Annotated in this window: 21 protein-coding genes; 10 read left to right on the top strand and 11 right to left on the bottom strand. The window is 64.4% G+C overall.

The features are described 5' to 3' along the window. Window positions 1-25: 25 nt before the first annotated feature. From RAD04_RS10935 to RAD04_RS10910, 6 genes are all read right to left on the bottom strand, one after another. The gene (locus RAD04_RS10935) at window positions 26-514 is read right to left on the bottom strand and encodes a chemotaxis protein CheW (RefSeq protein ID WP_038949575.1); all 489 of its coding nucleotides are present in this window, start codon (window positions 512-514) and stop codon (window positions 26-28) included. 64 nt (window positions 515-578) lie between these two features. Then, a complete protein-coding gene (locus tag RAD04_RS10930; protein WP_461623793.1) occupies window positions 579-2,276 on the bottom strand; it encodes a methyl-accepting chemotaxis protein in 1,698 nt (565 codons plus the stop codon). Window positions 2,277-2,313: 37 nt separating this feature from the next. After that, the gene (locus tag RAD04_RS10925; protein ID WP_212251171.1) at window positions 2,314-2,775 is read right to left on the bottom strand and encodes a chemotaxis protein CheW; all 462 of its coding nucleotides are present in this window, start codon (window positions 2,773-2,775) and stop codon (window positions 2,314-2,316) included. Beyond that, window positions 2,775-4,850 carry a chemotaxis protein CheA gene (locus RAD04_RS10920; RefSeq protein WP_461623792.1) on the bottom strand — a complete coding sequence of 692 codons (2,076 nt, stop codon included), beginning with the start codon at window positions 4,848-4,850 and terminating at the stop codon, window positions 2,775-2,777. The genes RAD04_RS10925 and RAD04_RS10920 overlap by 1 nt, the downstream gene beginning before the upstream one ends. Further along, entirely contained in the window at window positions 4,847-5,212 is a 366-nt protein-coding gene (locus tag RAD04_RS10915) for a response regulator (protein ID WP_018317043.1), read from the bottom strand. The genes RAD04_RS10920 and RAD04_RS10915 overlap by 4 nt, the downstream gene beginning before the upstream one ends. Beyond that, window positions 5,212-5,535: an STAS domain-containing protein gene (locus RAD04_RS10910; protein ID WP_461623791.1), complete on the bottom strand. Its 324-nt coding sequence runs from the start codon at window positions 5,533-5,535 to the stop codon at window positions 5,212-5,214. The genes RAD04_RS10915 and RAD04_RS10910 overlap by 1 nt, the downstream gene beginning before the upstream one ends. A 271-nt stretch (window positions 5,536-5,806) precedes the next feature. Between RAD04_RS10910 and RAD04_RS10905 the strand changes: the two genes are divergently transcribed. From RAD04_RS10905 to RAD04_RS10895, 3 genes are all read left to right on the top strand, one after another. Beyond that, window positions 5,807-6,928 carry an HD domain-containing phosphohydrolase gene (locus RAD04_RS10905; protein WP_461623790.1) on the top strand — a complete coding sequence of 374 codons (1,122 nt, stop codon included), beginning with the start codon at window positions 5,807-5,809 and terminating at the stop codon, window positions 6,926-6,928. A 186-nt stretch (window positions 6,929-7,114) separates the two neighbouring features. After that, window positions 7,115-7,783, top strand: coding sequence for a hypothetical protein (locus tag RAD04_RS10900; RefSeq protein WP_038972013.1), 669 nt, complete (start codon window positions 7,115-7,117; stop codon window positions 7,781-7,783). A gap of 18 nt (window positions 7,784-7,801) precedes the next feature. After that, the gene (locus tag RAD04_RS10895) at window positions 7,802-9,952 is read left to right on the top strand and encodes a CHASE2 domain-containing protein (RefSeq protein WP_461623789.1); all 2,151 of its coding nucleotides are present in this window, start codon (window positions 7,802-7,804) and stop codon (window positions 9,950-9,952) included. A 45-nt stretch (window positions 9,953-9,997) separates the two neighbouring features. On the opposite strand, the gene pobA is transcribed toward RAD04_RS10895, so the two are convergent. Next, window positions 9,998-11,170, bottom strand: coding sequence for a 4-hydroxybenzoate 3-monooxygenase (gene pobA / locus RAD04_RS10890; RefSeq protein ID WP_461623788.1), 1,173 nt, complete (start codon window positions 11,168-11,170; stop codon window positions 9,998-10,000). 50 nt (window positions 11,171-11,220) lie between these two features. Here pobA and RAD04_RS10885 point away from each other — a divergent pair, with 50 nt between their 5' ends. Further along, window positions 11,221-12,126 carry a helix-turn-helix domain-containing protein gene (locus tag RAD04_RS10885; RefSeq protein WP_461623787.1) on the top strand — a complete coding sequence of 302 codons (906 nt, stop codon included), beginning with the start codon at window positions 11,221-11,223 and terminating at the stop codon, window positions 12,124-12,126. Between the two features lie 353 nt (window positions 12,127-12,479). Further along, entirely contained in the window at window positions 12,480-13,091 is a 612-nt protein-coding gene (locus tag RAD04_RS10880; RefSeq protein WP_018317036.1) for a LabA-like NYN domain-containing protein, read from the top strand. A gap of 24 nt (window positions 13,092-13,115) precedes the next feature. Here RAD04_RS10880 and pcaG read toward each other — a convergent pair whose 3' ends face one another. Continuing rightward, on the bottom strand, window positions 13,116-13,742 hold the full coding sequence (pcaG, locus tag RAD04_RS10875; RefSeq protein WP_461623786.1) for a protocatechuate 3,4-dioxygenase subunit alpha: 627 nt from the start codon (window positions 13,740-13,742) through the stop codon (window positions 13,116-13,118). 3 nt (window positions 13,743-13,745) lie between these two features. Next, on the bottom strand, window positions 13,746-14,534 hold the full coding sequence (gene pcaH / locus RAD04_RS10870) for a protocatechuate 3,4-dioxygenase subunit beta (RefSeq protein ID WP_461623785.1): 789 nt from the start codon (window positions 14,532-14,534) through the stop codon (window positions 13,746-13,748). Window positions 14,535-14,627: 93 nt separating this feature from the next. Here pcaH and RAD04_RS10865 point away from each other — a divergent pair, with 93 nt between their 5' ends. The 3 genes from RAD04_RS10865 (at window position 14,628) to RAD04_RS10855 (ending at window position 18,508) form a co-directional block, all read left to right on the top strand. Continuing rightward, complete coding sequence (locus tag RAD04_RS10865; protein ID WP_461623784.1) at window positions 14,628-15,557, top strand: LysR family transcriptional regulator; 930 nt, start codon at window positions 14,628-14,630, stop codon at window positions 15,555-15,557. 89 nt (window positions 15,558-15,646) lie between these two features. Continuing rightward, window positions 15,647-16,951, top strand: coding sequence for a nicotinate phosphoribosyltransferase (gene pncB / locus RAD04_RS10860; RefSeq protein WP_091956243.1), 1,305 nt, complete (start codon window positions 15,647-15,649; stop codon window positions 16,949-16,951). Between the two features lie 249 nt (window positions 16,952-17,200). Next, on the top strand, window positions 17,201-18,508 hold the full coding sequence (locus tag RAD04_RS10855) for a GGDEF domain-containing protein (RefSeq protein ID WP_461623783.1): 1,308 nt from the start codon (window positions 17,201-17,203) through the stop codon (window positions 18,506-18,508). Between the two features lie 12 nt (window positions 18,509-18,520). Here the strand turns inward: RAD04_RS10855 and RAD04_RS10850 are convergent, their stop codons facing one another. Beyond that, complete coding sequence (locus tag RAD04_RS10850; protein WP_461624073.1) at window positions 18,521-19,141, bottom strand: TetR/AcrR family transcriptional regulator; 621 nt, start codon at window positions 19,139-19,141, stop codon at window positions 18,521-18,523. 651 nt (window positions 19,142-19,792) lie between these two features. On the opposite strand from RAD04_RS10850, the gene RAD04_RS10845 reads away from it, so the two are divergent. Then, the gene (locus RAD04_RS10845) at window positions 19,793-23,197 is read left to right on the top strand and encodes an acyl-[ACP]--phospholipid O-acyltransferase (RefSeq protein WP_461623782.1); all 3,405 of its coding nucleotides are present in this window, start codon (window positions 19,793-19,795) and stop codon (window positions 23,195-23,197) included. A 5-nt stretch (window positions 23,198-23,202) separates the two neighbouring features. Beyond that, the gene (locus tag RAD04_RS10840) at window positions 23,203-23,877 is read left to right on the top strand and encodes an esterase/lipase family protein (RefSeq protein WP_461623781.1); all 675 of its coding nucleotides are present in this window, start codon (window positions 23,203-23,205) and stop codon (window positions 23,875-23,877) included. Window positions 23,878-23,881: 4 nt separating this feature from the next. On the opposite strand, the gene tcuB is transcribed toward RAD04_RS10840, so the two are convergent. Then, on the bottom strand, window positions 23,882-24,982 hold the full coding sequence (gene tcuB / locus RAD04_RS10835; protein WP_461623780.1) for a tricarballylate utilization 4Fe-4S protein TcuB: 1,101 nt from the start codon (window positions 24,980-24,982) through the stop codon (window positions 23,882-23,884). Window positions 24,983-24,984 lie beyond the last annotated feature (2 nt).

Raw genomic sequence — 24,984 nt, 5'->3', positions numbered from 1 at the left:
GTGACCACGCTTCACTCTTGCAAACTCAGGCGGCGCGAGGCGCATCTGTAGCCGTGTCGCGGCCTTCCGGAACTTCGTCATTGGCCATCAGCTTGGCGAGATCGAAGATCACGACGAACTTCTCTCCCTTGCGGCCGATGCCGGCGGCATAGTCCGATTGCCATTTCCCGCCGACCTCTGGCACGGGCTCGATCGCCTGTTCGTCGATGTCGGTGACCTCGAACACGCAGTCGGCGACGAAGCCGACGCCGACGAGGCGGTCCTTCATCGGCACGTCGAGGATGATGATGCGGGTCGCTTCGGTGGCCGCCACGCTGGGCAGGCCGAGCTTGTTCCTGAGATCGACGATCGGATAGCCGCTGCCGCGCACGTCGATCATGCCGAGCAGGAAGTTCGGCGCATGCGGAAGCCGCGAGATCGGCCGCATGTCGAGAATTTCCCGGACGTTGCGGATGCTGATGCCGAACGTCTCGCCGGCGAGCCCGAGCGTCAGATATTGCGAGGTTGCGGCCATGATGCAGTCCAGGATTCCGAAGGTTGGAAATGGGTACGGTCCGGCACAAGGCCGGACCGGTTGATCAGCGTTGGAACTCGGCGTCGCGGTCGTCTTCGCCGTCATTCATGTCGAAGGCGAAGCCACCGCCACCGGCGACCTTCATCGCACGTGCCGGCTTGCGGACAGGCACCGGCTTCTTCATGCCGCGATCGGCGGCCGCCATGTGCGCAGCCTTGGCCCGGAGCTGACCGACGGCGCGGTCGATCGGCTCGGCCGCGGCCTTCTCCTTGCGCGTGGCGTGCTCGATCCGGAAGAACGAGATGGTGGACTGCAGCTGCTCGGCTTGCGAGGCGAGCTCTTCCGAGGTCGAGGACACCTGCTCGGAGGCGCTGGCGTTCTGCTGGCCGACCTTGTCGAGCTGCTGGATCGCCTGGTTGATCTGGGCCGAGCCGACGTCCTGCTCACGGCAGGCCGCGGTGATCTCCTGCACCAGCTCGGCGGTCTTCTTGATGTCGGGCACGAGCTTGGACAGCATCTGGCCAGCTTCCTGGGCGACCTTCACGCTCTCCGTGGACAGCGTCCCGATGTCGGCCGCGGCGGCCTGGCTGCGCTCGGCAAGCTTACGCACTTCGGAGGCGACCACCGCAAAGCCCTTGCCGTGCTCGCCTGCGCGCGCGGCTTCCACGGCCGCGTTGAGCGCAAGCAGGTCGGTCTGGCGTGCGATCTCCTGCACGATCGTGATCTTCTCGGCGATGGTCTGCATCGCCTCGACGGCGCGGCCCACGGCGACACCGCTGGCTTCGGCATCCTTGGCCGACTGCCCCGCAATCTTCTCGGTCTGGTTGGCGTTGTCGGCATTCTGCTTCACGTTCGAGGCCATCTCCTCCATCGAGGAGGAAGCTTCCTCGGCCGACGAAGCCTGCTCGGTCGCGCCTTGCGAGAGCTGCTCGGCGCTGGCGGACAGCTCCTGGCTTCCGGCGGAGACGTTCTGCGCCGCAGTGATCGCCTCGGCGACGATCTGCCGGAGCTTTTCGACCATCCCATTCAGCGACCTGACGAGATCTCCAATCTCGTCGTTGCTCGCCGAGGGAATGGTCTGGCTGAGATCACCCTCCGCGACCGCACCTGCAAGGCCAACGGCCCTTCCGAGCGAACGGCTGATCGAGATGGAAATCCAGAGCGCAGCCCCGATCGCAACCGCCAGCGAGATGCCGATCAGCGTCATCAACAGGAACTGGGCCTGGTGCCCCTCTGCCTTGGACTGGACGGCCTGCTCGGCCATCTGCTTCTTCGTATTGGCAACATAGGCGCCCATGGATTCCATCGCGTCTGCGATGACCTTGCGACCGTCGCCCATCGAGCGCTCCATGGCCTTCGTCTTGTCGGTCTTCGCCAGCCGGATCGTCTCTTCCTGGTAGGTATTCATCTTCGCGTATGTGGCTGCGAAGCTGTCGAGCAGCTTCCTGCCGCCCTCGCTCGCCAGCGCGTAGACCTCATCCCTGGTCTTCATCGCTTCCTCGCGAAGCCTGGCGGCATCGGCGGCAAACTGTTCGGCTTGAGCCTCCGTACCGAGCACCGAGTTCTTCTCGGCGCGCAGCTGAAGCAGGATGTCCTTTTCGATCTGCGTCGCCTTTTCCATGCGGTTTGCGCGCAGAACCATGCTGTCAGCGGTCGCCATCATGTCGCCGAGCTTCATGTAAGCCACGCCGCCCGCGATCCCGGACAGAACGATGATCACGCCGAACGCACTGGCAAGCTTTGCCTTGACGGTAAATCTCATTTCCAGCCCCTACCCCGGTCTCGCCCGAGACCTCATCTCAATTTAGAATGCGTTCCATGTTCGGAACGATGACGAACTCTTCACGCCACTTGGCAATGAAGCGAATGAACTCCGGCTTCCAGTGCATGCCGACGCGCGGCGTTTGCTGCACGTCGGTCTGGGAGATCTCCGTGACCTCGTAGACCTTGTCGGCGGTGACGCCGACCAGAACCGGCTCGCCGTCGAGCTCGAGCTCGATCACCACGATGCGCGTATCGGCCGAATCATCGAGCTGCGGCATGCCGAAGCGGATGCGCAGGTCGGCGAGCGGAATGACGTTGCCGCGCACGTTGATCACGCTGGGAACGAAGGCGCGCGCGCCTGCCACCTTGGTGACGGGGACGGGATCGATGATCTCGCGCACGAGGCCGGCGTCGAGCGCAAACTTCTCCTCGCCAAGGCCGATCATCACGACCTGCATCGCGTCAGCCTGCCGTTCGCCAGCCAAACCCTCGTTCATCACGCCGCCTCGCTGATATGCTGCTTCTCGACCTTCGACTGCGCCAACGCGACGAGCTGCGCGACGTCGAGGATCAATGCCGCCGTACCGTCGCCCAGGATGGTCGCGCCGGAGAACATCGTGACATCCGAATGCAGCTTTGAGAGCGACTTGATCACGGTCTGGTGGTTGCCGATGATCTGGTCAGCGACGAGGCCGACGTGAGTCTCGCCGGTCGAGATGATGATCGTCTTCTGATGACGGTCGGGCGTGCCCGATGCGGTCATGATCTCGCGCAACCGGAGGAAGGGCACGAGATTGCCGCGCACGTTGAGGAAATTGCGGCCGCGCGAGCGTTCGTCCTCGGCGGTCAGCTCGATGCATTCCTCGACCGCAGACAGCGGAATGATGTAGCGGCCTTCGCCGACGCGGATCAGAAGACCTTCGATGATCGCCAGCGTCAGCGGCAGGCGCAGCGTCACCGTGGTGCCCTGGCCCGGTCGGGTCGACAGGTCGATCGAGCCACGCATGTTCTCGATGGTACGCTTGACCACGTCCATGCCGACGCCGCGGCCTGACAGCGCCGAGATGGTCTGCGCAGTCGAGAAGCCGGGATGGAACAGGAACTGATGGATTTCATGGTCGGTGAGCACGGCGCCGGCAGCGATCAGCCCCTGCTCTTCCGCTTTCGCACGGATGCGCGCGGTGTTGAGGCCGCCGCCATTGTCCTTCACGGTGACGAGCACCTGCGCTCCGGAATGGACGGCCGCGAGCTCGATCCGGCCCTGCTCGGTCTTGCCGTTGGCGGCGCGCGTGGCGGTATCTTCGATGCCGTGGTCGACGGCATTGCGGATCAGATGCACCAGCGGATCTGCCAGGCACTCGATCATGGTCTTGTCGAGCTCGGTATCTTCGCCCGAGGTGACGAATTCGACGGGCTTGGACAGATCGCGCGACAGATCATGCACGAGGCGGCGGAAACGGCCGAACAGCGAGCCGATCGGCACCATGCGCGCACCCATCGTGGTATCGCGCAACGAGGAGGCCAGGCGCTCGATCTCCTCGGCGATCATCTTGATCGAGAGGTCAGAGCCGGAAGCGGCGAGCTGGGTCAGCCGCGCCTGGGCGATGACGAGTTCGCCAACGCGGTCCATCAGCTCGTCGAGACGCTCGGCCTGGACGCGAACGGTGGCGATGCCGCGATCGTCGCGTTTGGCCTCGAGCTTCGGTTCAGGCTTTGATTCCGATTTCGGCTCCGCTTTTGCGACGGGCTGCTCGGCGACGGGCGCGGCAGCAGCCTCGACCAGCGGCGCAGGCATTTCGACTACCGGGGCCAGCTCCTCGTCGAGCAGCTGGAACAGCGGTGCCGGCGCAGGCGCTTCGACCTGCTCCAGGGGCGACAGCGTCAGCTTCATCTCGTCCTGGACGAACATGAAGACGTCGTCGATCGCATCCTTGTCGCAGGCCGCGTGCAACTTGACGTCCCACTTCAGATAGCAGTCTTCCGGCTCCATCTCGTCGAGGAACGGGACGCCGTCGGTGACAGGCACGACGAAGCAGGGCCCGAGCTTGCAGAGATCTTCCAGCAGGTCGAGCGGATTCGAGCCGTTGCGCAGGATATGGGTTTCGAATTCCAGATAGAGGTGCCAGCCGGCCTGCTTGCTCCCGGCGGGAGCCAGCGGCGGGGCTTCGGCGATCTCCGCGACCGCTGCAACGGGCTGGTCGGCCGAGACGAAGCGCTTGAGGTCGTCGAGGATGGCCTCGCCGATGATGTCGTCGGTCGACTGGGGATCTTCGATCAACGCGCGGATGTAGTCCTTGGCGGCGAGCGCGACCGAGATCAGCTCCTGGGTCGGCTTGATCTCGCCCTTGCGGACGCGGTCGAAGGCGGTCTCGAATTCGTGGGTGAAGGAGGCGACCTTGTCGAAGCCGAACATGGCGCCCGAGCCCTTGATCGTATGCAGGGCGCGGAAGGCGGAATCGACCAGTTCGCGGTCGTCGGGACGCTGGCCGAGATCGAGCAGGGCCCCTTCAAGAACTTCGAAGAGCTCGCTGGCTTCCTGACGAAAGACCTCGGTCGGGTCCATTGCGCTCATGCGCGCACCAGCTTGCCGACCACGGCGAGCAACTGCTCAGGCTTGAACGGTTTGGTGATCCAGCCGGTGGCGCCGGCGCTCTTGGCTTCCTGCTTCACCGTGTCGTTGGATTCGGTCGTCAGGAACACGATGGGCATGCCGACCGCGCTCGGCAGCTTGCGCAGCGCCCGGATCAGCTCCAGCCCGTTCATGACGGGCATGTTGAGGTCGGTGATCACGAGATCGAGCTTGCCGGCCTGTGCCTTGGCGAGCCCTTGCGCACCGTCGCCGGCCTCGATCACGCTGTGACCGGCCGGCTCGAGCACCACCTTGATCATTTGCCGAATGCTGGGGGAATCGTCGACGGTCAGAATCGTGGCCATTAGGTGCCATCTTTCTTTTGCGGGAAATGCTGATCGATCATCGCCTCGCTGGTGAAGCCGGCGCGGCGAAGGGTGCTGCGAAGAGACTGTGAGAAGGAGGTCAGCACCACCGGGCGGCCCTGGGCCTGGCCCGTCTTGGCTGTCGACAGCAGAAGCTGGATCGAGGTCACATCGGCCTTGTCGACGCTCGAACAGTCGATCTCGAGCCGCTCCTGGCGGCCGAACGCCTCGCGAATGAGCTCATAGACATTGCGAATGGCCGCAATGCTGCAATCGGCGGGCAACCGCAACGACCACTTCGGCTCCGTGGGATTGAGCGCCATCGCTGCCCCGCCTTTGCTAAAATTCCACTACTCGTTTGACGCGAATCCGGTGAGCAAACCCCTAACGCGGGTATCCGTACAACTACGGGTCACATTTTTGCGGAATTCGCGCAGCTGCATGCAGACGTGTACAGCCTGCTGAAATCCTTCATGCACGGCGCGCATATCCGCGGCACGGGTGCTCCCGTACGGCGCATTTGCTTCGCGTTAAATTCGCTCGGGTTATGGCTTGGGTTCGTGTCTTTGCCAGCGAAGAGAGCCCCGGCCGCCGATGCTGACCCAAGCGCTTCTGGTTGACGACAGCCGTTCCGTCCTCAACTTCCTGAAACGTCACATCGAGGCCGAAGGCCTGGTCGAGGCCACCACCTTCCTCGATCCCGTGGAAGCTCTGACTTGCGCGCGCGAACGCGGCTTCGATCTCGTGCTGGTCGACTACGAGATGCCGCACATGGACGGCATCAGCTTCATCCGCACCTTCCGTGCCCTGCCCGGCTGTGCCGACATCCCGATCGCGATGATCACGTCGCGACAGACCGATGACGTCAAGATGGAAGCGCTGCAGGCCGGTGCGACCGATTTCCTGCCCAAGCAGCCGCAGAGCGTCGAGATGACGGTGCGCCTGCGGAATTTGATTCAGCTTGGTGCAGCCGTACGCAAGCTCAACGACCGTGCCGCGCATCTGGCCAGCGAAGTCGCGGCCGCGACACGAAAGCTCGGCGAACGCGAGGAGGAGATCATCCTGCGGCTCGCGCTCGCGGTCGAATACCGTGACAACGACACCGGCGAGCACACACTGCGGGTTGCCAAATACAGCCGCATCATCGCCGAGCAGCTCGGACTGCCGCCCCGACTTTGCCGCGACATTTATCTGGCCGCGCCCCTGCATGACGTCGGCAAGGTCGCCATTCCCGACAACATTCTGCTCAAGCCCGGCAGGCTGACCGACGACGAGATGGCGGTGATCCGCACCCATGCAACCATCGGCGAGCGGATCCTGGCGGACTCCGGTTGCGAGCTGATCCAGCTCGGTGCGCAAATTGCCGCAGGCCATCACGAACGCTGGGACGGTGCGGGCTATCCAAACGGTCTGAAGGCAGACGAGATTCCGGTCGCCGCGCGCGTGGTCGCGGTCGCCGACGTCTTCGACGCGCTGACGACACGACGACCATATAAAGAGCCGATGCCGATCGAGGTGGCCCGCGGCTATTTGGTCGAGAACAAGGGCCGGCAGTTCGATCCAGCCTGCGTCGAGGCCTTCTTGTCGCGCTGGGACGAGGTGGTCGAGATCGCCGGTGAGCGGGCGACGCCGTTTCACAAGGCCGAGGCTCCGTTCACTCCGATCATGGCGTCTCCGGCCGAGGGCCGTTCGCCTGAGGCTGTCGCGGCCACCTGATTTCGCCGTCCGGCCAACAGCTTGGCACCCTCCTTTGTCGGCGATGGCCGGCTTGAACCACTTCCTGCTAGAGTACACCAAAAATCAAAGAGTGATTCTGGTCACACTTGCCTGGGCGCCCCGATGCTAACAATTGCGCCGGGACGGGGACCAGCAAAGTATCGGTCGAATTGAATGAGAATGGTCATGAGAAGCCTGATCGGCGCTGTTGTCGGCGCGTTCTGTACTGCGGCCCCTGCCTTGGCAGAGACGCCGGCTGCGATCGTCGAGGATGTGCAAGGCAAGGTCGATGGCGTCGAGTTCATGGACTATGTCGCCGCGGGCAAGATCATCAAGCTCGGGCCCAAGGCCAGCATTACGCTCAGCTATCTCAAATCCTGCCTGCGCGAGACCATCAGCGAGGGCGTCGTGCTGGTCGGCGCCGAGCAGAGCACCGTGCAGCTCGGCGATGTGCAGCGCGCCAAGGTGCCCTGTGACACCAAGGCGGCGCAGCTCTCCGAACGCGAGGCGAACCAGAGTGCGGCGACCACGTTCCGGACCATGCGGTCCGACGCCAAGAGCGCTCCGTCCAAGCTGCCGACGATCTACGGCGTCGCGCCCCTGATTCAGGCCAAGAGCGGCAGCACGCTGGTGATCGAGCGCACCGACGGCAAGGAACCCACGATCAGCGTGCCACTCAAGAACGACATCATGATCCGCGGCAAATTCTATGACTTTGCCAAGGCCGGGAAATCGCTGACCCCGGGCGGCAGCTATCTCGCGAGCCTCGGGGCCAAGCGTTACACCTTCCAGGTCGATGCCAGCGCTACCTCGGCGCCGACCCCGATCATCGGCCGCCTGCTGCGGCTTGAATAAGCAGCCTGCGACCGGGCGATGCGGCGGATCGGGGGACGGGACATCGTTGCGGCGACCCTGATTGCGCTCCTCACGGGCGCGATCTTCACGTCGCCGCCGCTTCAGACCCTGCAAGGCCTTTCGCTCGACATCCTCACGGCGATGCGCGGGAGGCTTCTCGGCGACAGCCGCAACACCGCGACATCGCCGGTCGTCGTCGTGGCGATCGACAGTGAAACCTACGACACACCACCGTTCAAGGGATCGCCGACGCAGACCTGGACGCGCGAGATCGGCCGGGTGCTCGGCAGCGTCACCGAGGGCGGCGCCAAGGTGATCGGCTTCGACGTCATCTTTCCGAGCTCGATCGAGCAATCGGAGATTCCTTTTGGCGACACCGCCGTTGGCGGCCGCATGAAAGGATTCGACCGGGATTATCTGATCGCGCTGCGGCAAATCTCCGACAGCGGCAAATTGGTGCTCGGCGAAATCCTGAGCAATGACCATCCGGAAGTGCCCTATCGCGCCCAGCAAGTCGCCGTGCGCAACACCGTGCGGGCGCTCAATGTCCACACCGACCACGACGACGTCATCCGACGAATGCCGCTGAGCTTTGCCATCGAGGGGCGGCCGGTCCCCGCGATGGCGGTCGAGCTCACTGCGCGCGCGACGGGCGCAAAGCCCGAGATTGCGTCCTCTGGCGCGACCGAATTGTCCGGCTACGCGATCCCGAGTGCCGTGCCGAACACAATGACGCTCAACTTCCGAGGGCTGGGACGCGATATCCCGACCTTCTCCTTCGTCGATCTGCGCGCCTGCGTCGAAAAGGGTGACCGCGACTTTTTTCGCCGCGCTTTCGACGGCAAGGTCGTTCTGCTTGGTACGGTCCTGAATTTCGAGGACCGCAAGCTCACCTCGATGCGCCTGTCCGGCGGGTATGACGGCACGCCGGCGGCACGATGTGCCCTGCCCGCGCCGGCAAGCACTGTGCAAAAGTCCCGCAGCGACGTCGCCGGTGTGTTCGTGCACGCCACCGCGGTCCGAAATCTGATCGAGCGCGATGCCGTGACCGAGCTCGGCTTCCCGATGCGGACCATTCTCACGATCGCGTTCGCGGCGATCATCGCCTGCGCGGCCTGCCTGCTCGCACCGGGTGGCGCGCTGATGGCCTGGTTCGGCCTCACGGTCGCCTACGCAGCCGTGGCCGTCAGCGCATTCGTCCATGCCTTGGCGCTGCCGCTGACGGAGCCGGCACTCGCCAGCCTTGCCGCGCTCGCGATCATGATCGGCTACCGATTCATGCTGGCCGATCGCGACGAGCGCTTCCTGCGCAAGAGCTTTGCCTTCTACCTCGCGCCCGAGGTCATCGAGACCATGGTCACCTCCGGCAAGATGCCGGCGCTCGGCGGCGAGATGCGCAACGTCACCATGTTCTTCTCCGACCTCAGCGGCTTCTCGTCCATTGCCGAGACCATGACACCCGGCGAGCTGGTGACGCTGATGAACGAATATCTGTCCGCCATGACGGATATCATCGAAGGCCATGGCGGTTACGTCGACAAATATATCGGCGATTCCATCGTCGCGATGTTCGGTGCACCGGCCGACGATCCCGCACACGCCGCCAACGCCGTCCGCGCCGCGCTGAAGTGCCATGAGAAGCTTGCGGAGCTCAATGCCGGCAATCCCGCCTTCGCCGGTCACGGCCTGTCGCATCGCATCGGGCTCAACAGCGGCGAAGCCGTGGTCGGCAATATCGGCTCGCGCCGCCGCTTCAACTACACCGTAATGAGCGACACCGTGAACGTCGCCTCGCGGCTCGAGGGCGCCAACAAATACTACGGCACCGCGATCATGGCCTCGGAGACGACGATGACGCAGAGCGGCGACGCCTTTGCCTGGCGCGAGCTGGATGCGATCAGGGTGCTGGGGCGCGGCGAAGCCATCAAGGTGTTCGAGCCGCTGGCGGAGAAGGGCGCGGAGAGTGCTGAACAGGCGAAGGTGGCCGCAGCTTATGCGGAAGGACTGGCGTGCTGGCGGGCAAGGGAGTTTGCGAAAGCGGCTGATGCGTTCCGAAAGACGGCAGAGACGGATCCGGCGTCGGCGTTGTTCGCCAAGCGCGCAAGAGCGCTTGCGGCAAATCCACCAACGTCGGATTGGGCGCCGGTCAATATCCTGGAAGGGAAATAGCGATGGCTCACCCTTCCCAGGAGGGAGGGTGAGAGTCGCGACTGCCTAAAACGGCAGCCCCACGTAGTTCTCCGCAAGCAGGCGCTGCGCCGTCTCGGACGAGAGCAGATAGTCGAGCTCCGTCTTCTGAAGCCGATCCTCGTATTCGAGCCGGTCGGGGAAGCGATGCAGCAGCATCGTCATCCACCAGGAAAAGCGCTGCGCCTTCCAGATCCGCGCGAGTGCCTTGGCGGAATAGCCTGCAAGGCCGGAATCATCACCGCTCTGATAATGCGCGAGCAAGGCGTGGTAGAGATAATAGATGTCGGACGCGGCGCTGTTGAGCCCGCGCGCGCCCGTGGGCGGCACGATGTGAGCGGCATCGCCGGCGAGGAACAGCCGGCCATAGCTCATCGGCTCGGCGACGAAGCTGCGCAGGGGCGCGATGCTCTTCTCGATCGACGGCCCGGTGATCAGGTTGCCGGCGACCTCGTCTGGCAGGCGGCGCTTCAGCTCGGCCCAGAACGCATCGTCGCTCCAATCCTCGACCTTGTCGGTCAGCGGCACCTGGATGTAGTAGCGGCTCAGCACCTGCGAGCGCAGCGAACAGAGCGCAAAGCCGCGCTCGTGCTTCACATAGATCAGCTCGGGTGACACCGGCTTGGTGCGCGACAGTACCCCCAGCCAGCCGAACGGATAGACCTTCTCATATTCGCGCAGCACGTCCTTCGGGATCGACTTGCGGCTGACGCCGTGAAAACCGTCGGCGCCGACTATGTAGTCGCAATCGACACGGAGGGTCTCGCCGTTCGCTCGATAGGTCACGTAGGGCCGGTCCGACGTCAGATCATGCGGCGTCACGTCCTGCGCATTGTGCACGACCTTGCCGCCGAGGCGGTCCCGCGCCTCATAGAGATCGCGCGTCAGCTCGGTCTGGCCGTAGACCAGCACCGAACTGCCGCCGGAATGCTTGTGCAGATCGATCTTGGACAGCGCGCCGTCATGGGCGATCTCGAAACCGGTGTGGATCTCGCCCTCGCGGTCCATCCGCTCGCCGCACTGCGCCTCGCGCATCAACTCGGCGAAGCCATGCTCGAGCACGCCGGCGCGGATGCGGGCGAGCACATGGTCGCGGCTGTATTTCTCCAGCACGACCGCGTCGATGCCCTTCAGGTGCAGCAGCTGGGACAACAACAGCCCGGACGGCCCGCCGCCGATGATACAGACCTGAACCTTCATTTTCGCGTCCTCCCGTCGGCACTTTTTTGCAGATTTGGCGGCACAGACCGATGGAGGGTTTCGCCATTGTCTTGTACTATTCGAACATGAGAAGCGCGCTCCCTGCCCCGGCAATCCGGGTCTACAATTTGTTCGGCGAGTCCGGCGATCTGCCTGATGTCGTGCATTGCGAGACCATTGCGTCCCGCTCGGTGCTGCACGACTGGACCCTGGCCGTGCACCGCCATGCCCGGTTGCACCAAGTGCTGCTGATCGAGCGCGGCGGCGGCGAGGCAACGCTTGACGGGCGCGCGGTGCAGCTGAAGCCGATGCAGATCGTCAACGTGCCGGTCGGTCACGTCCACGGCTTTCGCTTCGTGCCGGATACGCAAGGGTGGGTGCTGACCATCGCCGCGGAAATTCTGGATGAGGCGCTGCTTGCCGCCGAGGGCCTGCGCGGTGCGCTGGCCCGCTCAGCCGTGGTACGCGGAACGCCGCAGATTCGCACCACCATGAAACAGATCTTCGCCGAACATGCCGCGCGCGATTTCGGCCGCGCGCATGTGCTGCGGGCGTTGTCGTCGGCCATGATCGGGCTGGTGGCCCGCGCGCTCACGAGCGAGAGCGGCGGCAACGGCACGATCGAATCCAGCCTGTTCCGCCGCTTCGAGGCGCTGCTGGAGCAGCATCACCTGGAACGCTGGAGCGTCGCGGACTATGCCGAGGCGCTGGCGGTGACGCCGACACATCTCAACCGGATCACGCGGGCGGCGACCGGGGATACCGCCTCGCACCTCATCCTCAACCGGCTGATCCGCGAAGCGCGGCGCAACCTCGTCTATACCAATTTGCCGATCTCGACGATTGCCTATGCGCTCGGCTTCGAGGATCCCGCCTATTTCAGCCGGGTCTATGCCGCGGCCACGGGAGTGTCACCGCGCGCCTTTCGCACCCAGTTGCATGGCGATGAAGGTTGACGCGTCGGACGAAAGACCGAGCGCACCCATGGTTAAAGGCGACATTGCCGCAATGGCCTTTGTTGCCGGCGCAGCCACTTACCTTCGTATATCGGGCCCTATCCTTTGCATAGAAGCCCCTTACCTCAGTACAATTGAGCAGGGCCTGCTCGCGCCTTAGCGTGGCTGCATTCGGCGCCCTGGCGCTGGTGGCATGGAACCTCCCTTACCTTGGCGCAAGACGGCCACCCCTGTCCGGTCGTCTGCGCCGTTTTTTCAGCAAGCCATCGGCGCCTTCAGTATTTTCCGGCCGACATACCGTACCCTGACAGCTGATCGGCCAGCTTTCGTGTGGAACTGGAGATTTGAGCACAATGTCTTCGATCGAGAAGATCGCACTCTTTATCGATGGCTCCAATCTCCATGCCACCTCCAAGGCGCTCGGCTTCGACATCGATTACAGGCGTCTGCTCGGCGAATTCCAAAGCCGGGGCGTGCTGTTGCGGGCCTTCTACTACACGACCCTCATCGAGAATCAGGAGTATTCGTCGATCCGCCCGTTGATCGATTGGCTCGACTATAACGGATATACCGTCGTCACCAAGCTTACGAAGGAGTTCGTCGACGCCACCACGGGCCGCCGCAAGGTGAAGGGCAGCATGGATGTCGATCTCGCCGTAAGTGCGATGGAGCTCGCCAAGCACGTCGATCAGATCGTGCTGTTCTCGGGCGACGGGGATTTTCGTTCGCTGGTGGAAGCCCTGCAACGCCGCGGCGTCCGCGTGACGGTCGTCTCCACACTCTCCACTCAGCCACCCATGGTCGCCGACGACCTGCGCCGGCAGGCCGATGTATTCATTGACCTGGCAGAACTGAGACAAAAAGTGGGGCGCGATCCGGTCGACCGGCCGGGATCGCGCGAAATGCGTCAGTCGCCGCAATTCCTCGCCCGCGGAGCGATCAATCGCGGCGATCCGGTGGAGTGATCCTGCCGGACGGCGGCCGGATCCTCACACGTCGAAGAACACCGTCTCCTCCGGCCCCTGCAGATTGATCGTGAAGGAATACACGACCTTGCCGGCGCGCTCGCTGCGCCTTGCGATCAGCGTCGAACGTCGGGCCGGCTGTTCGATCAGGTTGAGCACGGGGTCGGCGGCGTTGGCGGCCTCTTCATCCGAGAAATAAAGCCGCGTGTTGAGACCGATGTTGATGCCGCGCGCGACGATCCAGACATTGATGTGCGGCGCACATGTCCGGCCCGCCTTGTCGAGGATCGCGCCCGGCTTGATGGTCTCGAAGGTGACGAGAGCGCTCTCGAAGTCGGAGCCGGCGCGGCCCCAGCCGCGAAACTCCTGCTCCAGCGCGCCGGCCGAACGATCGGCCGGATGGTTGTAGCGGCCGCTCGCATTGGCTTGCCAGATCTCCAGCAGCACGTCGCGCAGCGGCGTGCCGGCGCCGTCGAGTACCTTGCCTTCCAGCGTGATGCGCTCGCCCTCCGTATTCGGCGTTGTCAGGACATTCGAGAAGTTCTTCTCGAAGATATCGAAGCCGGCCATCGCCGGGATCAAGCCGATATGGACGTAGGGCCCGGCCGTCTGCGAGGCGGTTTCCTTGAGATAGTTGAGCGGCTGCGGCATGGCTCAGTTCCCCGCGGTGCGGTTTTCAAAATAGGTGGAGCGCTGTCCGCGCAGGACGATGTCGAAGCGGTAGGCCAGCGAGTCGAACGGCGTCGAAGCGTTGAGGTCGAGCGGCGCCACGAGGCGGTCGAGCGCATCCTTGTCCGGAATCGTCGTCAGGATCGGACAAACCGGGATCAGGGGATCGCCCTCGAAATACATCTGCGTGATCAGCCGCTGCGCAAAGCCCGAACCGAACACCGAGAAATGGATGTGGGCGGGACGCCAGCTGTTGACGTAGTTTCGCCAGGGATAAGGACCCGGCTTCACGGTGCGGAAATAATAGTAACCGGTGTCGTCGGTGAGCGCGCGGCCGCAGCCGCCGAAATTCGGGTCGACCGGCGCCAGATAGGTGTCCTTCTTGTGCCGGTAGCGGCCGCCGGCATTGGCCTGCCAGAACTCGACCAGCGTGTTCGGAACGCCGCGGCCGGTCTCATCCAGCACGCGGCCGTGGACGATGATGCGCTCGCCGACGGGATCGCCGTCCTTGGCGTAGTTGCGGATCAGATCATTGTCGAGCGGACCGAGGTCGTTGTGGCCGAACACCGGCCCGGTAATCTCGGAGACCGAATTCTCCAGCGACAGCAGCGACTGGCGCGGCGAGCGCAGCACCGAGGATTTGTAACCGGGCGCATGCGCGGGCGGATGGATGGAGCGGTCGCGCTGGAAGAAGCCGCCATCGCCGAGCGGCGGCGTGAACGGATCGGGGCGGTTAAGGCGGGGATCCTGCAAGGCTGTCGCCTGGGCATTCATCGGCGTTATCTCTCCCTGTGGCGCCAGTCCGGGCGCGCGGCTTATTGAACGATAATGCGGCCACCCATTCTCAAGATAAATAGATCGATTATAATGAATTCCATGAAGGAAATCGATCATTTGGCCCTCGACGGCCACGCCCTCGAACTGTTCCTCGCCGTGCTGGAGGAAGGCTCGGTCACGGCGGCCGCCACGCGGCTCGGCCTGACGCAATCCGCGGTCAGCCACGCCCTGAACAAGCTGCGGCGGATCGCGGGCGATCCGCTGTTCGCCAAATCCGGCCGTGGCATCGTCGCAACTGCGCATGCGCAAGCGTTGGCCGCAAAGGCGCGCGCACTGATCGACGAGATGCGGAGCTTTGCCGGCGGCGTCAGCTTCGAGCCGCCGCGCGCGCAGCTTTCGCTGACGGTCGCCGCCAATGACTTCCAGCGCGACCTGCTGCTGCCCCGGTTCTTCGATCATGTCGCCGGCCAGGTGAAGAGCCTGAACCTGCGCGTGATCCCCTCGCAGTCGCCCTCGCCCGCGATGCTGCGCGAGAACCGCTGCGATCTCCTGATCACCCCGTTGCCGCCGTCCGGTATCGACATCGTGCAGAAGCGCCTGCTGAGGGATCATTACGTCTGTTACTTCGATGCCAAGGCACGTACCGCGCCGGCCAGCCGCAGCGCCTACCTCGCCGCGCGCCACATCACCGTCGTCTATACTGACAATGAGCGGCTCGATTTCGACCGCCGGCTGGCGGCCAACGGTCTTCACCGCGACATCGCGATCTCGGTGCCGAGCTTTTCCGGCGTGCCGTCTTTCCTGCGCGGCTCGCAGATGCTGGCGAGCATGCCGAGCCTGCTCGCATCCGGCGTGATGCGCGGTTTTGCGCAAACGCGGATTCCGCTGGCGTCCCGCACGCGGACGCTGGCCGAGCTGCCCATGTTCATGGTCTGGCACCAGCGCTATCAGAAAGATCCGGCTCATCGTTGGGTCAGGAGCCAGCTCGAGACGGTCGCAGCGACGGCCGCCAAGGCTTGATAAGACCTGGTCGCCGATACCGCCTTTCGGAAGACCACCCCTCGCCAAACCCACTGGTTGCGCGCGGGCCGCCGCGCTAAAATCCCCCCATGACAGTGACCGATATTGCGAGCCGGACCTACAATCACAGCTGGCGGCTGGACCCCATCATCCGCAGCCTGCTTGATACCGACTTCTACAAGCTATTGATGTTGCAAATGATTCGGGAAGACTACCCGGATCAGCAGGTGACCTTCTCGGTCATCAACCGCTCGCGCCATGTCCGGCTTGCCGAGATCATCGACGAGGGCGAGCTGCGCGCCCAGCTCGACCATGCCCGCACCATCCGCTTCACCAAGAAGGAGCTGATCTGGCTGGCTGGTAACACCTTCTACGGCAAGACCCACATGTTCTCGGCGGACTTCATCCGCTGGCTGGCCGAATTCCGCCTCCCCGAGTATGAGCTGCGCAAGGTCGAGGGCCAGTACGAATTGCATTTCCACGGACCGTGGACCCACACCACGATGTGGGAGATTCCGGCGCTCGCGATCCTCAACGAGCTGCGCTCGCGCGCGGCGACGAAGGGCCGCGGCCGCTTCGAGCTCGACGTGCTCTATGCCCGCGCCAAGGCCAAGCTGTGGACCAAGGTGGAGCGGCTGCGCAAGCTGGAGAATCTGCGCCTGTCCGACTTCGGCACACGTCGCCGTCACGGCTTCCTCTGGCAGCGCTGGTGCGTGGAGGCGGTGAAGGAAGGCCTCGGTCCGTCCTTCATCGGCACCTCCAATGTGCTGCTCGCGATGGATAATGATCTCGAAGCCATCGGCACCAACGCGCATGAGCTGCCGATGGTCGCCGCGGCACTTGCCAGGGACGACGAGGAGTTGCGCTGGGCGCCCTATCGCATTCTCGACCAGTGGCGCCAGACTTATGGCGGCAATTTGCTGATCGCGCTGCCCGACGCCTTCGGCACCAAGGCCTTCCTGCGCGATGCGCCGGAATGGGTCGCGGACTGGACCGGCTTCCGCCCCGACAGCGCGCCGCCGATCCAGGCCGGCGAGGAGATCGTCGCCTGGTGGGAAAAGAAGGGGCGCAATCCCAGGGACAAGCTGCTCGTCTTTTCGGATGCCATGGATGTCGGCTCGATCGAGGAGACCTATCACCACTTCGCCGGCCGGGTGCGGCTCTCCTTCGGCTGGGGCACCAACCTCACCAACGACTTCGTCGGCTGCCCGCCGGACGGCTCGTTCAATCTCGATCCGATCTCGCTGGTCTGCAAGGTGTCGTCGGTCGATGGCCATCCGGCCGTCAAGCTCTCCGACAATCCGGAGAAGGCGACCGGCATGCCCTCGGAGATCGAGCGTTATCTGCGCGTGTTCGGCGACGCCGGCCGCGTCCGCAAGCCGGTGCTGGTCTAACGGCGCCGACGAGACTCTCTCGATCGGGTAAACCGCGCACGACGAATGCGAGGCATTGGTTCGTCGATGCCGCGCCTTGTCCGATTTGCCGGCATTTGAAGCGATCTGCGCATATCAGCTTCACAGCGCTTTCACCCTGCGATGCAGTCTCCTCCGCCTTTCAGGCCGAGTTAAGCAACCATCTCCTCTACTTCGCGTTGTAGGCGCAGCGCTCCGCTGGGGGTCATTGCGCGATTTGGGGAACGCAGGGTGTTTCGCAGAACAGCGACGTCGACGAAGGGACACAGCTTCCTTCATGTCATCAAGCTCGTCTCGCCTTTCGTGACGGTCGTCGTGCTCCAGGCGGCGATCGCGGGATTCAGTCTCGAGGTGATGTCGTCGGTCCGCGCCTATGTCGCGGGCGAAGCGATGTGGTCGCGCTCGCAGAAGAACGCCGTCTATTTCCTCAATCTCTATTTGCATTCGGGCGATGCCGGCCAGTTCACGCAATACCAGGCCTCGCTTGCCGTTCCCATCGGCGACGAGTTCGCGCGCTGGGCGCTCGAGCGCGATCCGGTCGACGTCGAGACCGCTCGCATCGGCTTCCTGCAAGGCGGCAACCATCCCGATGACGTCCCGGGACTGATCTGGCTGTTTCGCTACTTCAACCGCGTCAGCTTCCTCCAGGAAGCGATCCGCGAGTGGGCCGCCACCGACCCGATGCTGCTCGAGCTCAGTGTCTTCGGCGAAGTCATCCGGTCCGAATTGGAGAACGGTCCCATTCAGGACACGAACCGCCTGCAATTCCTGTCGTCGCGGCTCTCCGAACTCAACACCCAGTTCACGGTGCATGCCAACCGGTTCTCCACTGTGCTCGGCGAAGGCTCCCGCGCCATCAAGCTGGCGCTGACCGGCATCAACATCGTCACCGCCGTGACGCTGATCCTGCTCCTGATCTGGCACACCAGGCGATTGGTGCTGCAGCGGCAGGCCTTCGAAGATGCCCTGCATGCCGAGAAGGAACGCCTGGCGTGGCAGGCATCGCACGACTGGCTGACCGGCCTGTCCAACCGCCGCGCCTTCGAGGCGCGCCTGCAAAGCGAACTGGACGTTGCCGCGGCGGGTTCGCTGGGCCTGATCCTGCTCGACCTCGACCAGTTCAAGAACGTCAACGACAGCTGCGGGCACCTTGCCGGCGACAGCCTGCTTTGCCAGGTCTCCCGCCTCCTGCAACAGGACCGGCATCCGCGTGACCTGGTGGCGCGGCTGGGCGGCGACGAATTCGGCCTGATCCTGCCGCAGTGCTCGCCTGCGAACGCGGTCGACATCGCCGAACGGCTGCGGCGATCGCTCGAGCTGTTCAACTTCGCCTGGGACGATCGCTACTTTGCGGTGACCGCCAGCATCGGCGTCACCTGCATCGCCGACGCCAACGCCACGCTCGAAGGCGCGATGCGGCGTGCGGATGCCGCCTGCTATCGCGCCAAGGAAAAGGGACGCAACCGCGTTCAGGTCGACGGCGGAAGACCTGATGTCGTCGTCGTTGCGGCCCGGCCGCGCGAGGCCGCGCGCGCCTGACGCTCTCCGCCGTCACCGCGGCGGCACGATCCCGAGACCCACCAGATGCGCATCGATGAATTGTTCGACCTGCTGACGCAGCATCTGCGGCGGCACGGCCACCATGCGCTCCTCGAGACCGAGCGAGATGATGCCATGCACGGCAGAAAACAAGGTGCGCGACAACAGCGCGATCTTCACGTCATCCGCATCCGGTAGCAGCCGCACCAGGGGCGGATGCATCAGCGCAAAAGCGTCCATCACCATCTGCAGGATGTCGTCGGGATAAGGACGGTCGTCCTCCATCCGATGCTCGAACAGCGAGCGCAGCAGATTGGCGTGCTCCGCGAAGAATTCGAGATAGGTCTCGGCAAGCCCGTAGAGCTGGCGAACGGGATCTTCGGCCGGAACCCCGCGAAGCCGGGCCGTGAGGGCCTGAACGGTCTCCCGATTGACGGTCAGGATCACCCCGTCGAAGTCGCCGAACTCGTTGTAGACGCTGCCAACGGAGCAGCCGGCGGCCTCGGCAACGTCCCGAACCTTCAACGATCTCAATCCCTTAGTCGCGATAATCCCCCGGGCAATCTCCAGGATCTGGAGCCGCCGCCGATTTTTTTTCTGATCCCGCAACGATTCATCTTGAACATTGTTCATTTTCGAGCTACTCATTTGAACATTGTTCAAATTAACCCGGAGACGACCAAAATGCAAACCCTCGCTGTTGATATCGCCGCCACCTTCGTCGACGACGCCACCGCCCTGGTGACCGGCCTTGGCCGCGCCCTGCTGCGGTTCGCCATGACGCCGATCGATCGCATCGCAAATGCCTGCGACATTGCCGGCGTGCTTGCCGAACGCCGCGCGACCTTCCGGATGTGGCAAGCGAGCCGCACGCGCGCCCGTCAAGAGGGCCGCCGATTCAGCCTGCTCCGCCGCCTCTCGCCCTTTCGTCACCTCGCCCATCTCACCTGAGGCGCACGCGACCTGCACAGGCGGGTCGGCTCGAATGCAAGAACTGGTTGCAAGGAAGGACTCACCATGTCCCGATGTTCGCGGCCGATCTCGCCAGACTTCAGTGACGCGGTTCAGCTTTTCCTCATCGCTCGGCGCATACCCGGTAAGGCGCGCCCAGATATTTTGCGAACCTAACGACACCGCTTGGAGACCAACAGGATCAGAGGGATCGAGGGGACAAGGCAGGCCGGCCATCTGCGCCCGCAATCGTTCGTCCCCTCCCCTTCCGGTCGTGACGCTTCAAAGACAACGTAACGAACCTCATTCTGCCTTTCCAAAACAGGACTAGTCATGATCAGGGAATTGATGTCGTCACGCCGCTTTGCCCCACTGTTCTGGGCGCAATTCTTCTCGGCGCTCAATGACAACGTGCTCAAGAACGCGCTCGTCATCATCCTGCTTTACAGTGCCGCAACCGGCCACGGCGATGCGCTGGTGACGGTGGCAGGCGCCGTCTTCATCTTCCCCTATTTCATCCTGTCCGGGCTCGGCGGCCAGCTCGCCGACAAATACGTCAAATCCGTCGTCGCAAGGCGGCTCAAGTTCGCCGAGATCTTCGCTGCTTGCTTTGCCGCGGCCGGCTTCTTCCTGCACTCGGTGCCGCTCCTGTTCGCAGCGCTCGCCCTGTTCGGCACCATCGCCGCGCTGTTCGGGCCCGTGAAATACGCCATGCTTCCGGATCAGCTCGAGCTCGGCGAGCTCGCGACCGGCAACGCGTTGGTCGAAGGCGCGACCTTCATGGCCATCCTGCTCGGCACCGTCGCGGGCGGCCAGTTCGTGGCGGGATCCGCGCATATGGGCTGGGTCGCATCGGCCGTGGTCGTGCTGGCCCTGCTGTCCTGGGCCTTCGCCTCCCGCATTCCGCAGACGACGCCGTCGGCGCCCGATCTGCCTGTCGACGCCAATCCCTGGACCTCGACGGTGAGCCTGCTGAAGACGCTGCACGCCGACCATCGGCTGTGGGACGGCACCGTGATCGTCTCCTGGTTCTGGCTGGTCGGCGCGATCGTGCTGTCGCTGCTGCCGGCGCTGGTCAAGGATGTCGTCGGCGGCACCGAGGGCGTGGTGACGCTGTGCCTTGCGATCTTCGCAATCGGCATCGCCATCGGCTCGCTGTTTGCCGCGAGCCTCAGCCACGTTCGCCCGAATCTCGCGCTGGTGCCGATCGGCGCCATCATCATGGGGTTTGCCGGCCTCGATCTCGCCTGGGCCATCGGCGTGACGGCCAAGGGCCAGAACATCACCGCGGCCGGTTTCGCGACCTCGTTCGCGGGCCTGCATATGCTCGTCGACTTCGTCGCCTTCGCATTCGGCGGCGGCTTGTTCGTCGTTCCCTCCTTTGCCGCGGTCCAGGCCTGGTCGGCACCGTCCGAGCGTGCCCGCATCATCGCCGCCGGCAACGTGCTGCAGGCCGCCTTCATGGTGGCCGGCTCGCTGTTTGTCGCGCTGCTGCAGACGGCCGGCCTTCACATCGGCTGGATCTTCTTCGGCCTCGGCGTCGCCAGCTTCGGCGCAGTGTGGTTCGTGCTGACGAAATGGGGCAAGGAAGGCGTGCGCGATTTCGGCGGACTGCTGTTCCGCGCACTGTTCCGCACCGAGGTTCGCGGCCTCGAGAATCTGCCTCCTCCGGGCACGCGCATGCTGATCGCGCCGAACCATGTCAGCCTGATCGATGGCCCGATGCTGCACGCCGTGCTGCCGATCGACGCGAGCTTCGCGGTCGATACCGGCATCGCCAAGGCCTGGTGGGCCAAGCCGTTCCTGCGCGTCGTCAAGCACTACACCATGGATCCGAGCAAGCCGCTGGCTGCGCGCGACCTGATCAAGCTGGTCGCCGCCGGCGAACCGGTGGTGATCTTTCCGGAAGGACGTATCACCGTCTCGGGCTCGCTGATGAAGGTCTATGACGGCACCGCGATGATCGCGGACAAGGCCGACGCGGTGGTCGTGCCCGTTCGCATCGAAGGCGCGCAGCGCTCGCATCTCAGCTACCTCAACTCCAGCCAGATCAAGCGCTCGTGGTTTCCGCGGGTGACGGTCACCATCCTGCCGCCCGTCAAGCTTCCGGTCGACCCGGCGCTGAAGGGCAAGGCCCGCCGCAATGCCGCCGGCGCCGCACTTCAGGACGTGATGATCGACGCGATGGTGAAAAACGCCATGCTCGATCACTCGCTGTTCGAGGCGCTCGGACACGCCTATCGCGATCGCGACACCGGCAAGGTCATCATCGAGGATGCGCTCGGTACCAAGCTGACCTATCGCAAGCTGATCCTCGGCGCGCAGGTTCTGAGTCGGAAGCTCGAGACCGGCAACGCCGTGGGCGAGAATGTCGGCGTGTTGCTGCCGAATTCGGCGGGCGTCGCCGTCGTCTTCATGGCGCTGCAGAACATCGGCCGGGTCCCGGCGATGCTCAACTTCTCTGCCGGCCCGGTCAACGTCCTCGCCGCCATGAAGGCCGCGCAGGTCAAGACCGTGCTGACATCGAAGGCCTTCATCGAGAAGGGCAAACTCGACAAGCTGATGACTGCGATCTCCGCAGAGGCGCGCGTGGTCTATCTCGAGGACGTCCGCGCCTCGATCGGGACGGCCGACAAGATCAGGGGCTTGCTCGCCGGCACGACGCCCCGCGTCGCCCGCCAGGCAACCGACCCAGCCGTCGTGCTGTTCACGTCAGGTTCGGAAGGCACACCCAAGGGCGTGGTGCTGTCCCATCGCAATATCCTTGCGAACGCGGCGCAGGCGCTGGCGCGAGTCGATGCCAACGCCAATGACAAGGTGTTCAACGTGCTGCCGGTATTCCATTCGTTCGGGCTGACCGGCGGGATGATGATGCCGCTGCTCGGGGGCATTCCGATCTACATGTACCCCTCGCCGCTGCACTACCGGATCGTGCCCGAGCTGATCTACCAGACCGGCGCCACGATCCTGTTCGGCACCGATACGTTCCTCACCGGCTATGCCCGCTCGGCGCATGCCTACGACTTCCGCACCCTGCGCCTCGTGATCGCCGGCGCCGAGGCGGTCAAGGACCGCACGCGGCAGGTGTTCATGGAGCGCTACGGCATCCGCATCCTCGAAGGCTACGGCGTCACCGAGACGGCGCCGGTGCTGGCGATGAACACGCCGATGGCCAACCGTCCCGGCACCGTCGGCCGCCTCTCACCGCTGATGGAAAGCCGCCTCGATCCGGTTCCCGGCATCGAGGAAGGTGGGCGGCTCTCGGTGCGCGGACCGAACGTGATGCTCGGATATTTGCGGGCCGAAAATCCCGGCGTGCTCGAAAAGCTTCCCGACGGCTGGCACGACACCGGCGACATCGTGGCAATCGACGCCGCCGGCTTCATCACCATAAAGGGCCGCGCCAAGCGCTTTGCCAAGATCGCGGGCGAAATGGTGTCGCTGTCCGCGGTCGAAACCATCGCCGCGACGTTGTGGCCGCAGGCCGCATCGGTCGCCGTCTCGATCCCCGATCCGCGCAAGGGCGAGCGCATCGTGCTGCTGACGACGGAGAAGAACGCCGAGCGCAGCGCGATGCAGGGCCAGGCCAAGAAGATCGGCGCGTCCGAGCTGACCGTTCCTGCGGCGATCATCATAGTCGACAAGGTGCCGCTGCTCGGCACCGGCAAGACCGACTACGTCACCGCAACGACGATGGCACGCGAGCAGGCGTCCGCGCCGGAGCGCGAGGTGGCGTAAGGCAGATGCACGAGGCGCCTCATTCAGGCGACGCGCGATGCCCAGGAGTGGTTCTGCTTCACGGCATCGCGCGAACCTCGGCATCCCTGACGAAGCTGGAACGGGCGCTCGGCGCGGCCAGCTTCGCAACGCTCAACATCGACTATCCCAGCCGCAGCAAGCCGATCGCCGCGCTTGCGGACGATATCCACCCGGCGATCATCCGTTTCGCCGAGCGCGACGCACCGCTGCATTTCGTCGCGCACTCGATGGGCGGGCTCGTCGCGCGCGCTTATATCGCGAAACACCGGCCGGCCCGGCTTGGCCGCGTCGTGATGCTGGGCACGCCGAACAGCGGCAGCGAGGTCGCCGATCTCCTGCGTGGATTTTTGCCCTATCGCAAATTCTACGGGCCAGCCGGGCTCGAGCTCACCACCGCGCCTGCGACCGCGCCGAATGCCCTCCCCGCCATCGACTATCCGGTCGGCGTGATCGCCGGAAGCCGCTTCATCGATCCCGTCGCCGGCCTCTTGGTTCTGCCGAAACCGAATGACGGACGGGTCTCGGTGCAAAGCGCGGGGCTGGCCGGCATGGCCGACCATATCGTCGTGAAGTCATCCCATACCGGGCTTCCGCGTCACGCCGCCGCAATCGAACAGACCATCGCCTTCCTGCGCGAGGGCCGCTTTCAACCGAGGTAATGGGTCACGCTGCAGTCCGCCGCTCCTGCGCATAGCGCACCAGCGCGGCGAAGCGATAGATGCCGTGCACGAACTTGCCATAGGGCATGGTGACGAACAGCGCGAACACCGCGCCGAGATGCAGCGCCAGCAGCGGCCCCATCGCGGCGGTCTCACGCAGGACCAGAAGCGCCATGCCGGTGAGGCCGGTCAGGAACAGCATGGCGATGAAGCCGACATCCATGCCGTAGCTGAACTCGTCGAGCAGCGCCGGATCGCGTCGCATCCTGGCCATGAACAGACCGACCGGACCAATGATCAGACCGATGCCGCCGAGCGTGCCCAGCACCACCGGCAGGTCCCACCACGGATACGGCGCCTCGCGGCCGAGCAGATAGTGATACAGCGTGGCAACCGAGGTGGCGGCGAAGCACAGCAGGAAGCCGTAGAACGTCAGGTGGTGATACAGCTTGCGCCGGTCGGTCGGCTTGTCGTCCTCGTTGTAGCAGCCGACACCGCCGCCATGGAGATAGCGCAGCTCGCCGGCATCGCGGATCGCCTGGAAGATCGAGCCCCCATCGGCGCGGCCGCCGATCGGTCCACCGATGTCGCGCCAGAAAGCGCGCACGCTCATCACGAGCGCGAGGATCGCATAGAGGAACGCGACGCTGAACAGCGCCGCCATCGCGTTGTGCGGCATCAGTTTGTAGAACGCGCCGGGGCCGGTGTGCACGCCGAACAGCACGCTGCGGTCGTTCAGGGCAGCGAAGCCGAGGATGAAGGCGGCCATGCTGAGCGCAGCGACGATGCTGATGACGAGGCCGTTGCGGGCAAAAGTGCCGGACAGCGCACCCGGCCAGGCATAGGTCGCATAGGACTCGGCGCGCGCGACCGCGAGCGTCTGGGGAACGTTGACGTTGAACTCGTGCGGCGGCGAGAACTGGCAATCGACGTAGCAGGCGCCGCAGGAATGGCAGAGATTGGCGAGATAGTTGAGGTCGCCGTCGGAGAAGGCGCGGCGCATTTCCATGGCGGGAAATACCGCGCACAGCCCCTCGCAGTAGCGGCAGGAATTGCAGACCGTCATCAGACGGTCGGCCTCGTCCAGGATTCTGGTTCCGTGCATGG

It is taken from the genome of Bradyrhizobium sp. 25ACV (genome assembly GCF_054863005.1).
The sequence above is the reverse complement of the archived record's forward strand: the minus strand, read 5'-3'. Positions and strand labels throughout refer to the sequence as shown.